This is a genomic window from Rhodoferax sp. OV413, from assembly GCF_945881795.1.
GTDB lineage: Bacteria > Pseudomonadota > Gammaproteobacteria > Burkholderiales > Burkholderiaceae_C > Allorhodoferax.
Genome location: NZ_CAMCVG010000063.1, coordinates 1 through 12982, shown reverse-complemented (window position 1 = coordinate 12982; position 12982 = coordinate 1). Strand labels below are relative to the sequence as shown.

12 protein-coding genes and 2 tRNA genes are annotated in these 12982 nt (G+C 62.9%); 8 read left to right on the top strand and 6 right to left on the bottom strand.

What is annotated here, in order from left to right; all coding sequences use genetic code 11:
* The coding region (locus tag Q0O05_RS08805; protein ID WP_293662195.1) for a TGS domain-containing protein at window positions 1–1314 on the top strand (1314 nt) is incomplete at its 5' end.
* Window positions 1315–1396: 82 nt separating this feature from the next.
* Here the strand turns inward: Q0O05_RS08805 and greB are convergent.
* Both greB and Q0O05_RS08795 read right to left on the bottom strand, forming a co-directional pair.
* On the bottom strand, window positions 1397–1960 hold the full coding sequence (gene greB / locus Q0O05_RS08800) for a transcription elongation factor GreB (RefSeq protein WP_293662192.1): 564 nt from the start codon (window positions 1958–1960) through the stop codon (window positions 1397–1399).
* A 68-nt stretch (window positions 1961–2028) separates the two neighbouring features.
* A tRNA-Arg gene (locus Q0O05_RS08795) sits at window positions 2029–2105 on the bottom strand.
* A gap of 263 nt (window positions 2106–2368) precedes the next feature.
* Between Q0O05_RS08795 and Q0O05_RS08790 the strand changes: the two genes are divergently transcribed.
* On the top strand, window positions 2369–2974 hold the full coding sequence (locus tag Q0O05_RS08790) for an SPOR domain-containing protein (protein ID WP_293662190.1): 606 nt from the start codon (window positions 2369–2371) through the stop codon (window positions 2972–2974).
* 51 nt (window positions 2975–3025) lie between these two features.
* Here the strand turns inward: Q0O05_RS08790 and Q0O05_RS08785 are convergent.
* Window positions 3026–3102, bottom strand: a tRNA-Ile gene (locus Q0O05_RS08785).
* Between the two features lie 47 nt (window positions 3103–3149).
* Window positions 3150–4154, bottom strand: a complete 1005-nt coding sequence (gene hrcA / locus Q0O05_RS08780; protein ID WP_293662197.1) for a heat-inducible transcriptional repressor HrcA — start codon at window positions 4152–4154, stop codon at window positions 3150–3152.
* A 40-nt stretch (window positions 4155–4194) separates the two neighbouring features.
* On the opposite strand from hrcA, the gene Q0O05_RS08775 reads away from it, so the two are divergent.
* From Q0O05_RS08775 to rapZ, 3 genes are read left to right on the top strand one after another with little or no spacing between them, the layout of a single operon-like run.
* Window positions 4195–5091: an NAD kinase gene (locus Q0O05_RS08775; protein WP_293662189.1), complete on the top strand. Its 897-nt coding sequence runs from the start codon at window positions 4195–4197 to the stop codon at window positions 5089–5091.
* Between the two features lie 17 nt (window positions 5092–5108).
* Entirely contained in the window at window positions 5109–6758 is a 1650-nt protein-coding gene (recN, locus tag Q0O05_RS08770; RefSeq protein WP_293662187.1) for a DNA repair protein RecN, read from the top strand.
* Window positions 6759–7661 carry an RNase adapter RapZ gene (gene rapZ, locus Q0O05_RS08765; RefSeq protein WP_293662186.1) on the top strand — a complete coding sequence of 301 codons (903 nt, stop codon included), beginning with the start codon at window positions 6759–6761 and terminating at the stop codon, window positions 7659–7661.
* A 41-nt stretch (window positions 7662–7702) separates the two neighbouring features.
* Here rapZ and mutY read toward each other — a convergent pair whose 3' ends face one another.
* Together mutY and mutM are read right to left on the bottom strand one after the other, a co-directional pair.
* Window positions 7703–8788, bottom strand: a complete 1086-nt coding sequence (mutY, locus tag Q0O05_RS08760) for an A/G-specific adenine glycosylase (protein ID WP_293662184.1) — start codon at window positions 8786–8788, stop codon at window positions 7703–7705.
* A gap of 9 nt (window positions 8789–8797) precedes the next feature.
* Window positions 8798–9613, bottom strand: a complete 816-nt coding sequence (mutM, locus tag Q0O05_RS08755; protein ID WP_293662182.1) for a bifunctional DNA-formamidopyrimidine glycosylase/DNA-(apurinic or apyrimidinic site) lyase — start codon at window positions 9611–9613, stop codon at window positions 8798–8800.
* A 39-nt stretch (window positions 9614–9652) separates the two neighbouring features.
* Between mutM and Q0O05_RS08750 the strand changes: the two genes are divergently transcribed.
* From Q0O05_RS08750 to ispE, 3 genes are all read left to right on the top strand, one after another.
* On the top strand, window positions 9653–11506 hold the full coding sequence (locus tag Q0O05_RS08750) for a tetratricopeptide repeat protein (protein WP_293662181.1): 1854 nt from the start codon (window positions 9653–9655) through the stop codon (window positions 11504–11506).
* A gap of 107 nt (window positions 11507–11613) precedes the next feature.
* Entirely contained in the window at window positions 11614–12009 is a 396-nt protein-coding gene (locus Q0O05_RS08745; RefSeq protein WP_293662179.1) for a lipoprotein insertase outer membrane protein LolB, read from the top strand.
* Between the two features lie 22 nt (window positions 12010–12031).
* Complete coding sequence (gene ispE, locus Q0O05_RS08740) at window positions 12032–12907, top strand: 4-(cytidine 5'-diphospho)-2-C-methyl-D-erythritol kinase (RefSeq protein ID WP_293662177.1); 876 nt, start codon at window positions 12032–12034, stop codon at window positions 12905–12907.
* Window positions 12908–12982: the final 75 nt, after the last annotated feature.

Here is a 12982-nt window from a genome sequence, read left to right as displayed (position 1 = left end):
CCGGTGCCAGGCAAGTTCAAAGACCACATCGCCATTGCCAAGGTCAACGGCTATCAATCGCTGCACACCACGCTGGTCGGCCCCTCGGGTATCAATGTGGAATTCCAGATGCGTACCGAGGCGATGCACGTGGTGGCCGAATCAGGCGTAGCCGCGCATTGGCTCTACAAGGTCAACAACCCCAGCGACGGAACGGCAGACCGCCTGGGCACCAAATGGTTGCAGTCGCTGCTGGACATTCAGGACGAGACGCGCGATGCGGCTGAGTTCTGGGATCACGTGAAGGTCGACCTGTTTCCTGATGCTGTGTATGTGTTCACACCGAAGAGCCAGATCATGGCGCTGCCGCGCGGCGCGACCGTGGTGGACTTTGCCTACGCCATTCACAGCAAGCTCGGCGACGCCACAGTAGCGGCCCGCATCAATGGCCTTCAGGTTCCTTTGCGTACCGAGCTCAAAAACGGCGATGTGGTGGAAGTGGTAACGGCGCCGGTGTCCACGCCCAACCCGGCCTGGCTGGGATTTGTGCGCACTGGGCGGGCGCGTTCCAAAATCCGGCACCACCTCAAGACCATGGCGCAGACCGAGTCAGAAGACCTCGGAGCCAAGCTGCTGGCGCAGGCCTTGCGCGCTGAAGGCATTGATAGCTTCCCCGATGACAACCCCGCAGGCTTGCATGTGTGGGAGAAACTGCTGCGCTTTACCGGCAACAAAACCAAGCACGAGTTGCTCACCGATATCGGTCTAGGCAAAAGGATTGCCAACATCGTGGCCAAACGGCTGGTAAACCTGCTCACCGATGCCGGCGCGCGGCCCGATGCCTTGCTGCTTACCCGTGAGCGTTTTACTGCCCACGAAAGCAATGCCCTGAGCTCTATCACGCTCGATGGCAGTGAAAACGCTTCGGTTCAATTTGCGCCTTGCTGCCGGCCAATTCCTGGGGACACCATTCTGGGTTACCTCGGGCGCGGCGAGGGCCTGGTGGTTCACACCCATACCTGCGGCCTCGCCAAAAAACTTCAGCACAAAGACAGCGAGCGCTTCATCAAGGTGGACTGGTCCGATGAGCCGGTACGGGCCTTTGAAACTGCCCTGGTGGTCACAGTCAGTAACGGCAAGGGCGTGTTAGCCAAGGTCGCAGCCGCGCTAGCCAGCGCAGAGGCCGACATCATTCACATCGACATGGGGCAAGACGGCGAACACGATGCATCCGATATGCGGCTGGTGGTCGGCGTGCGCGATACCGCGCACCTGGACATCGCTCTGCGAAATTTGCGGCGTACGCCATCGGTACTTCGCGCTTCACGCGGCTGATCAACCACAGGCGGGCCCAGGGTGAACTGAGCGCCGGTTGTTGGGCGACCGAGGGTCGACGGAAGGCCTGAAGCCTGCGAGGCTAGTTTTGTGCCCCGGGCTTCGGGTAAAGCACCCGCAATACCTCGATTTCCGAGACCCGCTCGGGCATCACCAGCTTGAGTGAATCGCCTTCGCGGGCCTTGAGCAGGGTCCGCGCTATCGGCGAAATCCAGCTCACTTCACCGGCGGCGCTATCGGACTCGTCAATGCCCTTGATGGTGATGGTTCTCTCGGTGTCCTGGTCGTCCACATAGGTGACCGTGGCGCCAAAAAAAATCTGATCATTTCCGTGGTGGATGGAGGGGTCGGTGACCTCGGCAATCTCTAAGCGCTTGGTCAGGAAGCGAATGCGGCGGTCAATCTCGCGAAGGCGCTTTTTGCCATACAGATAGTCACCGTTCTCCGAGCGGTCGCCGTTGCTGGCGGCCCAGTGCACCACGTCCACAACCTTGGGGCGCTCGTTGTCAATCAAGTCGAGCAACTCGTCGCGCAGTCTGGCAAAACCGGCCGGCGTGATGTAGTTCTTGCCGCCCGCGGGCAAGGCGGGAAGCTGCAACTCATCGTCGTCTGCCGCATCAGTGTCTTTAGAAAACGCCTTGCTCATGGAATCGCTTCTCGGGACTCAGAATAAGAAAAAGGTCTGCAACCTTGCGATTGCAGACCTTTACTTTTTGGTGCGGCTGGCAGGAATTGAACCCACGACCCCTTGGTTCGTAGCCAAGTACTCTATCCAACTGAGCTACAGCCGCGAAGCTCGAGATTTTAGCACGCAAATTTTGCTTCATTGGATAGACGTCACAAAGTTTTAAACAAACCCACGATTGCCAAGCACCACACCGGCTCTGGCCGCGCGCGCCGGGCCACGGACTGCGGCTTTCGCATACGGTACATTGTGCGAATCGTTTTGCCTGCCGCACAAGAAAGAAACCGCCCCATGTCTATTGCGCCTTCCCGCCTTGATTCTCGTGTCCCTTTGCGGGCTACCCGTACCCTGGTTGCCATGGGTTTGGTTGTGAGCGTATTGTCCGGCTGTGCCATTTGGCCCAAGGCACTGACCTGGGGTTCGGACGACGCCGAGCCGGAAACCACCAACACCACCGCGCCCGCTGCAGCGCCTGCCGGCCCGGTAATCGCGCCCCCCATGGCAGCAGAAGAACCCAAGCCTCCACTGCCAGCCCCTGTTCCCCGCAGCATTGCAGACACCGTGCCGCTGGAGCCGCAGCCGGCCATGAAAGCCGCACCACAAACCGCACCAGCTGCTGAAGCGGCAACAGCCAAGGCCCCTGTGAAAGGCAAACGCAAGGGGAATGGAAAAGCCGGCACGCAGGCTGCCGCCGCTGAGCAGACCGACAAGCCCGCGACACAAAAGCCCGCCGGCGGAGAAATGGTGAAGGGTTTCTATCTCAACATCGGGCTGTTTGCCGTGGCTTCCAACGGCACCAACGCATTCCGCACGCTCGAACAGGCAGAGCTGCCGGTTTTCACCGACATTGTGAAAAGCAAACGCGGCCCTCTTACCCGCGTCCGTGTGGGCCCCTACCTCACCAAGGCACAAGCCGACGCAGCGGCCGAAAAAATCAAGGGCATGAAACTCGACGCGGTAGTCTTTCAGAACTGACATCAAAAAAGCCTGCACATCGTCAAATATGCAGGCTTTTTGCGTATCGAATGGTAGGGCGTGAGTGACTTGAACACTCGACCAAAGGATTATGAGTCCTCTGCTCTAACCAACTGAGCTAACGCCCCAACCGAAGCGAGGATTGTACCGGCCAGCTCGTGCCGCAGCGGCGTGGTTACCTTTGGTGGCTGAGCGCGTTGCTGACGAGTTTGGAGGTGATGTCCACGATCTGGATCATGCGGTCGTAGGCCATGCGGGTGGGGCCGATGACGCCCAAAGTGCCGACTACTTTGCCGTCCACTTCGTAGGGGCTGCTGACAATCGACAGGTCTTCAAAGGGCACGACCTGGCTTTCCCCGCCAATGAATATGCGCACGCCTTCAGCCTGCCCGGTCACATCCAGCAGGCGCATGAGCTGGGCTTTTTGCTCAAACAATTCAAACGCGCGGCGCAGGTGGCCCATATCGCTCGAAAAATCTGACACCGAGAGCAGGTTGCGCTCTCCGGAGATCACCACTTCGTCCTGAGTTTCGGTGATGACGTCGGAGCTGGCCTTCACAGCAGCCTGCATCAGGCTGGCGATTTCTCCGCGCAGGCTCTCTACCTCGCCTTGCAGGCGCTGGCGCACTTGCTCGATCTCCAGGCCCATATAGTTGCTGTTGAGGAAGTTGGCCGCCTCGGTGAGCTGGCTGGGGGCGTAATCCACCTCGGTGTAGATGACGCGGTTTTGCACATCGCCGTCGGGCGCCACGATGATGACCAGCAGCCGCCGCTCAGAGAGTCGCAAAAACTCAATATGCCGGAACGCCGATGTGCGCCGCGGCGCAATCACCACCCCCACAAACTGCGACAGGTTGGAGAGCAGGTTGGCCGCGTTGGAAATCACTTTTTGCGGCTGGTCGGGGGCCAGGCTGTGGGCGGCCATCTGGCCTTGCTGCACGGTCAGCATGGTGTCCACAAACAGGCGGTAGCCGCGGGCGGTGGGAATGCGGCCGGCCGACGTGTGGGGGCTGACGATGAGGCCGAGGTCTTCGAGGTCCGCCATGACGTTGCGTATGGTGGCCGGCGAGAGCTCCATACCGGACGCCTTGGAGAGCGTGCGGCTGCCCACCGGCTGTCCATCCGCGATATAGCGCTCGACGAGCGCCTTCATCAACATCCTGGAACGGTCATCAAGCATGGAGGTCATTTTAGTAACCTATTTGGTGTCTAATTTGCCCATGTTGTCTCAATTTAGGCATGTCGCGCTGATCGGCAAGTACCAGTCCACCGGCTCCAGCGCGGCGGGCGCGTCGTCCCGCAAATCGTTGGATGAGATTGCCCATTACCTGATGGACCAGGGTTGCGAAGTCGTGATTGAGGCCGCCACCGCAGCCAACACGGGCCTCAGCAACTACTCGACCCTCGATGTGCCCGAGATCGGTAGCCATTGCGACCTGGCGCTGGTGGTCGGCGGCGACGGAACCATGCTGGGCATCGGCCGCCAGCTGGCGCGCTACCAGGTGCCACTCATAGGCATCAACTCCGGCAGGCTGGGCTTCATTACCGACATCCGCTTCGAACAATACAAAACCGCGCTGGCCCCCATGCTCGCGGGCCAGTTCGAGATTGACGACCGAACCCTGATGTGCGCCCGCGTCATGCGCGACGGACACTGCGTGTTTGAGGCAGAGGCCATGAACGACGTGGTGGTGAACCGCGGCGCGACCTCGGGCATGGTGGAGTTACGGGTGGAAGTGGACGGGCACTTTGTAGCCAACCAGCGGGCCGACGGGCTGATCATTGCCTCGCCCACCGGATCGACCGCCTACGCCATGTCGGCCGGCGGGCCGCTGCTGCACCCCTCGATTGCCGCCTGGGTGATGGTGCCGATTGCGCCTCACACACTATCAAATCGGCCGATAGCCCTCGCCGATACTGCGCACATAGCTATCGAAGTTGTAGCAGGGCGGGATGCCAGCGCGAACTTTGATATGCAGAGTCTGGCCAGCCTGTTGCACGGCGACCGCATTGAAGTCACCCGATCCCAACACAAGGCGCGCTTCCTGCACCCGCTGGGTTGGACGTACTTTGACACCCTGCGGCAAAAAATGCACTGGAACGAAGGGGTGGCCTGAGGCCCGCAAACCTTGCCATGGCACTCAAGAGAATCGTCCTCAAAGACTTTGTGATCGTCAGCTCGCTGGAGCTGGAGCTGGAGTCCGGCTTTTCGGTGCTCACTGGCGAAACCGGCGCGGGCAAGTCGATCCTGATTGACGCGCTGCAGCTGGTGACCGGTGCGCGCGCCGACTCCGCCGTCATCCGCGAAGGCGCAACCCGCACCGAAGTCAGCGCCGAGTTTGACCACACCCCCGGGCTGCAGGCCGTGCTGGATGAGGCCGGCTTTGAAGCCGGCGACACGCTGCTGCTGCGCCGCACGGTAGACGCCCAGGGCAAGAGTCGCGCCTGGGTCAACGGCAGCCCTGCAACCGCCCAGCAGCTGCGCACCCTGGGCGAGCAGTTGCTCGACATCCACGGCCAGCACGCCTGGCAAAGCCTCACCCGGCCGGACGCTGTGCGTGGTTTGCTCGACGCCTACGCCAAAGTCGATACGACGGCACTCACCAGCCTGTGGGCCGCATGGCGCCAGGCCCAACAGGCGCTGGCGCAGGCAGAGTCTGCGCAAGACAGCCTGCAGCGCGAGCGCGAACGGCTGGCATGGCAAATTGCCGAGGTCGATAAATTGAACCCCGGCCCGAACGAATGGCCCGACCTCAACGCCAGCCATAGCCGCCTGGCCAACGGGCAGGCGCTGATGGACGCAGCCCAGGGCGCGGTGAACCTGCTTGAAGACGACGACGTCAACGCGCTCGCCCCACTGCATGCGGCCCTGCAGCAGCTGAGCGGCCAGGCGCATCTGGAGGCAGATTTCAAAGACGCCATTGAGGCGCTTCAGTCCAGCATTGCGCAGATTGAGGACTCGGTCCACAGCCTGCGCGCCTATGCCCGCCGCACCGAGCTGGACCCGGAGCGGCTGGCCGAGCTCGACGAGCGCATGGCCTTGTGGGTCAGCCTGGCGCGCCGCTATAAACGCTCGCCCGACGAGCTACCCGAGCTGTGGGCCAGCTGGAAAACTGAACTAACGCAGCTGGATGCCGCAGCCGACCTCGACGGCCTGCAAGCCAAAGAACGCAAGACGCAGGCCGCCTTCATGGCCGAGGCGCAAGCCCTGTCAAAACAGCGCGCCAAAGCCGCGCCTCTGCTGGCGCAAAGTATCACCCAGGCCATGCAGGGTTTGGGGATGCAGGGTGGCCGGTTTGAAGTGGCGCTGGAGCCGCTAGCCCAGCCCCAGACCAGCGGTCTGGAGGATGTGCACTTCCTGGTCGCCGGCCACGCGGGCAGCACACCGCGGCCGGTGGGTAAGGTGGCCTCAGGCGGCGAGTTATCGCGCATGGCGCTGGCCATTGCGGTCACCACCAGCCGGCTCGGCACGGCGCAGACCCTGATATTTGACGAGGTGGATTCCGGCGTCGGCGGCGCAGTGGCGGAAACCGTGGGCCGCCTGATGCAGCAACTCGGCAGCGACCGCCAGGTGCTGGCCGTAACCCACCTGCCGCAAGTCGCGGCCTGCGCGCACCACCACCTGGTGGTGTCCAAGCAGCTACAAGGCAACGCCACCCTGAGCACGGTGGCCCCGGTGAGCGGTGAACAGCGGGTGGCTGAAATCGCGCGCATGCTGGGCGGCGAGAAGCTCTCCGGCACGACGCTGGCGCACGCCAAAGAAATGCTGCAGTCGGGCATTTGAATGCGCAGCCAGCCCACGCCTTTGAACCCGCCGCTGGACATTGTGCTGATTACCGGCATGTCGGGCTCGGGCAAATCTGTCGCCCTGAATGCGCTGGAAGATGCCGGGTTTTATTGCGTAGACAACCTGCCGCCTGAATTGCTGCTGCCTTTTGTGGAGCTGGAACTCAAAAACAAGGCCCAGCGCGTGGCCATTGCCATGGACGTGCGCAGCGCGGGCGCACTGCCCCAGCTGCCCCGGCAGCTGGCTGCGGTGCGCGCCTTGGGCGTGGTGGTCAAGCCGCTGTTTTTAGATGCGACCACCGACACCCTGATGCGCCGCTACTCCGAGACCCGCCGCAAGCACCCGCTGTCGCAGTTCGACCCGGTAGATGGCGACCGCGACCAGCGCCGCGCGCTGGTGGAAGCCATTGAAATGGAGTTCGAGCTGCTGGCGGAATTGCGCGAGCAAGCCTATGTCATTGACACCAGCATCATCCGTCCGGCGCAGCTGCAGGGCTATGTCAAGGCGCTGATATCTGCGCCCGCCGGCCAACTCACGCTGGTGTTTGAGTCCTTTGCCTTCAAGCGCGGCGTGCCGACCGATGCCGATTTTGTGTTTGACGTGCGCATGCTGCCCAACCCGCATTACGACCCGGACCTCAGACACCTCAATGGCCGCGACCAGCCGGTGATTGACTTCCTGCAGGCCGCAGAACCTGTGCAACGCATGCAGCAGCAGATTGCCCAGTTTTTGGAGGGCTGGCTGGACGCGCTGGCCCATGACCACCGTAGCTACGTCACCGTAGCCATCGGCTGCACCGGCGGGCAACACCGCTCGGTGTATCTGGTCGAGCAGCTCGCGCGGCACTTTGCGGCAGACTGGGCCACGCTCAAGCGGCACCGCGAGATGGACGCGCGCTAAAGCAGGCCCGGCGGAGAAACACTGCGCCGCTTTCTGACTCCCTAGCTCTCCAGCAAGCGGCGCACCGGCGCCGGCAAGCCGGCAGCTTTCCACTCCGCGGGCGTGAACCAGGCACCTTCTCCCAGTCCGGATGCTATGAATTCAATAGCTGTTGACGCATACTCCACCTGGGCCGGATGCAAAAAAAGGTCCTTATGGGTGAGCACATGCGCGACCACCGGCAAGAACTGCAAGCCTCTCTCTCCGGGCAACCCAGCCGGCAATGCAGCACGCAAAGCATCTTCAGACTCAAACATCGGAAAGCACTGCAGCCCCGCCCACACACCGGGGCTCGGGCGCTTACTCAGCCACACGCTGCCGTCAGAGCGCCTTAGCCACAAGAGCCACAGGCTCTGGCTGCTGCGTTTGAGTTTGCGGGTGCGCACCGGGTAGCGCTCTGCGTCCCCCGCCGCGGCGGCCGCGCAGCTGCCACGCACCGGGCAGCGCGGGCAGACGGGGTTTTTGGGGCTGCAGAGGGTGGCGCCCAGGTCCATCATTCCCTGCGTGTAGCGTGCCATCTGGGTTGGGGCATCGTGCCCGGCGGGCAGGAGTTCGGTCGCGTGGTTCCACAGCGCACGTTCATTGGCGGCGGAGGCCAAGTCGGCGTCAAAGCCCAGCACCCGGGTCAGCACCCGCTTGACGTTGGCGTCCATGATGGCCACCCGCTCGCCAAAGCACAGCGAAGCAACTGCCGCCGCGGTGGAGCGGCCGATACCGGGCAGCGTGGCCAGCGTGGCGGCGTCGCGCGGAAAAGCCCCGCCGTGCTCTTGCACCACCAGCTGGGCACAGCGGTGCAGATTGCGGGCGCGGCTGTAGTAACCCAGCCCGCTCCACAGGCCCATCACCTCGTCCGAACTGGCATCCGCCAACGCCGCCACGGTGGGGCAACGCGCCAGAAAGCGGTCGAAATAGCCCAACACCGTGGCCACCTGCGTCTGCTGCAGCATGATTTCGGAGAGCCAGACGCGGTAGGGGTCGCGGGTGTTCTGCCACGGCAAGTGGTTACGCCCGTGCTGCGCCTGCCAACGCACGACTTCGGTGGCAAAACCCTGTTGGGCCGCTGCGGCAGCTTGATTCAATGGCGTCATGCGGGCGGATCAGCGCTTTTGGCAGACCGGGCAAAAAAACGTAGAACGCTGCCCCTGCTTGATGGTTCGCACCGTGCTTGCGCACACGCGGCAAGGCGCGCCGGCCCGGCCGTAGACCATGGCTTCGAGCTGAAAGTAGCCGCCCTCGCCATTGGCATTCGAAAAATCCCGCAGCGTGCTGCCGCCCTTCTCTACCGCGCGGCTCAGCACATCAATCACCGCAGCGTGCAGGCGCGCGGCTCGTGGCTTGCTGATGCGGTGTGCCGGTGTGGTGGGGCGAATGCCGGCCAAAAACAAGGCCTCGCTGGCGTAAATATTGCCCACCCCCACCACCAGCTCGCCGGCCAGCAGCACTTGCTTGATAGCCGCCTTGCGCAGGCGAAGCCCCGCCAGAAATGCCGTAGGCTCAAACCCACCGTCCAGCGGCTCCACACCCAGATGCCCCAGAAGCTTGCGCGCCACCGGATCAGCCTCAGACAAGGCAAACACCACCGCGCCAAAGCGACGCGGGTCGTGCAGGCGCAAGGTTCCCAGGTCAGTCTCCAAATCAAAGTGGTCGTGCACGCCCGCAGGCGGCAGCTGATGGTAAAACATCACCGAGCCTGACATGCCCAAATGCACCAGCAGCAGGCCGCCGCTCAGGTCCATCAGCAGGTATTTACCGCGCCGCCGCACGCCACGCACCCGCATACCCGCAAGGCTTTGCGGCGCGCATTGCAAGGGCCAGCGCAGGGGCTTACCCAGCCGGGCTTCACGGATGGTGGCGCCGGTGATGCGGTCGGCAAAACTCCGGCGGGTCACTTCGACTTCGGGCAATTCAGGCATGGGGGTTCGCAAAATAGGGGCTTGGATTATTATGGTCCGATGCACCGCACCCAACGCCTTCTTGCCATCGTCTCCCTGTCGGCCGCCCTGTCCGCCGGGCTCCTTGCTGCGAGCCCTTCGCAGGCCCGCACCGCCTCGCCGGTGCTCAACTCCGAGCTCAACACCGGGTTGATGTACCAGATTTTGTTGGCCGAGATTTCGTCCACCAATGGCGACGACATCAACGCCTTCTCCCTCATGCTGGACGCGGCCCGCAAGTCCAACTCGGTGCGCCTGTACGAAAGGTCGGTCGAGCTGGCCCTGCGCGCTCGCAAGGCCGATTACGCTTTGGAAGCCTCTCGTGCCTGGCAGCGAGCCCATCCCACCTCCAAAGAGGCCAACCGGTATGTGCTGCAGCTGCTCATTGGCGTTAACCGCCTGGGAGAGACCGGCGAATCTCTGAAGCGATCGCTGCAAGGCTTAACCGGAAAGGAGCGGCTGGCGGCTATCAATGTGATTCCGCGGTACTTTCCCCGGGTGGCGGACAAGGCTCTCGCAGCCACCATCGTCGAACAAGTGCTGGCCGCCGACCTGACCAGCGTGCAGTTCGGCCCGGCGGCATGGGCTGCGGTGGGCATCATGCGCCTGTCCGCGGGCAATACCGCCGGCGCACTGGATGCCGCACAGCGCAGCTCCGCCCTGGACCGCAGCTCCGAAGAGGGGGCGGTGCTGGCGCTCAATTTGATGGAGGCCAAGGTCCCCGGTGCAGAGGCACTGGTGCAAAACTACCTCGCTACCAAGCCACTGCCCGACATCCGCATGGCCTACGGGCGCACGCTGATTGGCGCACAGCGGCTGGACGACGCGCTGGCCCAGATGAAAACCATCAACCAGCAGTCACCCGATTTTGCAGATGCCTGGCTGTTGCGCGGTTCGCTGGAGGCGCAAGACAAAGGCAGCGCCGACGCCGCAGTCTCGCTGCAGAAATACCTGAGCCTGTTGCCCGCCGAGCAAGCCAGCGGCGAAGCGTCAGAGATCAGCCGCGGCTCGGTGCAGGCTTTGTTTTTGCTGGCCCAGTTGGCAGAGCAAAACGCCAAGCCCGACGAGGCCATGGCCTACCTGCAGCGCATCAAGAGCCCGCAGGACCAGATGCGGGTGATTTCCCGCAGCGCGGTGCTGATGGCCCGGCAAGGCAAGCTTGACGAGGCGCTGCGCACCATCCGCAGCGCGCCCGAATTGCAGCCCGAAGACGTGCGCACCAAGCTGAGCACCGAAATCGCACTGCTGCGCGACGCCAAACGGTTTGCAGAGGCCTACGAGCTGCTGAGCCGCGCGACGAAGGCCTACCCCGAGGACACCACTTTCGCCTACGACCAGGCCATGATGGCCGAGAAGATCGGCCAAAAAGACGAGATGGAGCGACTGCTGCGCAAACTCATTGCCGCAGCACCTGACTACTACCACGCCTACAACGCGCTGGGCTACTCGATGGCCGATCGCAATGTGCGCCTGCCCGAGGCACGGCAGCTGATTCAGAAGGCGCTGGAATTCGCGCCCAACGACCCCTTCATCATTGACAGTCTGGCCTGGGTAGAGTTCCGAAGCGGCAGGCTGGCCGAGGCGCAGGCCCTGTTGGAGAAAGCCTTCGCGAGCCGCAAAGACGCCGAAATTGCCGCCCATCTGGGCGAAGTTTTGTGGGCCGCCGGCCAGCGCGAGGCGGCCGAGCGCATCTGGAGCCAGGGCCTAGAGCAACAGAACGACAACGAAACCCTGCTGGAAACTCTCAAGCGCCTGCAACCCAGCCTGCAGCCCGGCACGACGCCCGTTAGTGCGCCCACCAGCGCGCCCATCAGTGCGCCCGCTGCATCACCAGTAGCTCCTGCGCCACCTGCTGTCCGACCACCCGCCCTATGAACCGGCGCGCAGGGTTACGGGCTGCCGGTGTTTTTCTGGCATTTGCTACGTTTTTAATAGCTGGCTGCGCAAGTCTGACGGGGGATAAAGCCGGTTTAGCGTCTGAAATGCAGTGGAGTGGCCGGCTGTCCATCAAAGTGTTCGGAGCCGCCGCGCAGGCGTTTGCTGCCGACTTCGACTTGAGCGGCAACCCGCAAGCGGGCTCTCTGGTGCTGTATTCCCCCTTGGGCACCACAGCCGCGCAAATGCGGTGGACGCCTGACGGCGCCAGCCTGATCAGCGCAGGAGAAACGCGGTACTTCGCCACACTCAATGCGCTGGTGCTGCAAGCCACCGACACCGAACTGCCGGTGCAGGCCTTGTTTGACTGGCTGCAGGGCCGCCCGACCAACGTGCCGGGCTGGACCGCCGACCTCTCGGCTCTACAACAGGGCCGGCTAATGGCTACCCGCATAGCAGAAGGCCCTGCCCGCGCCGAGTTGCGCATCGTGCTGCAGCCCTGAAACCCGCGCAGATAATGGCGCCATGCAGTCGCTCTACGACATTCCGGCCCCCGCCAAGCTCAACCTGTTCTTGCATATCGTGGGCCGACGCGATGACGGCTACCACCTGCTGCAGTCGCCCTTCATGCTTATCGACTGGTGCGACACACTGCACTTCAGCCGCCGAAGCGACCGGCTCATCACCCGTGAGGACCTGAACTGGGCGCTGCCCGAGGACGACCTGATTGTTCGCGCGGCGCGTGCCCTCCAAGAAGCCACCGGCTGCAGCGACGGCGCGCACATCGGGATAGAGAAGTCGATTCCCGCGCAGGCCGGCATGGGCGGCGGCTCGTCCGACGCGGCATCCACCCTGCTCGCACTCAACAGATTGTGGGAACTGCACCTGCCGCTGGAATCGCTTTCCCGCATCGGCTTGACCTTGGGCGCAGACGTGCCGTTTTTCCTGGGCGGGCGCAACGCATGGGTCGAAGGCATTGGCGAGAAGATGACGCCCATCGACATTGCGCCGTCCCGCTGGGTGGTGGTCAAGCCGGATGCCGGACTCGAAACGCACAGAATATTTTCCGACCCCCGCTTAAAACGCGACACAGAGTGCGCTACAATTTATGGCTTCGCTGCAGACGGCTTTGGTCAGCTTTTAAGCCAAACCAGAAACGATTTGCAGAGCGTTGCCCAGGCACTTTGCCCCGCGGTGAGCCAAGCCCTCCAGTGGCTTGAATCCAAAGGTCTTAGCGGGCGGATGACCGGTTCAGGAAGCGCGGTGTTTGCGCACCTTGATCAGGTTACCGAAATGGGCGATGCGCCTGACGGGTTTCAGGTCAGGTCGTGCAGCAGTTTGGATGCGCATCCCCTTCAAGGGTGGGCAACCAGCGACGGTTTATCGGTGGGTAGCAGTTAGCTATCAACCCGTGTAGGGGAGTCGCCAAGTTGGTTAAGGCACTGGATTTTGATTCCAGCATGCGAAGGTTCGAAT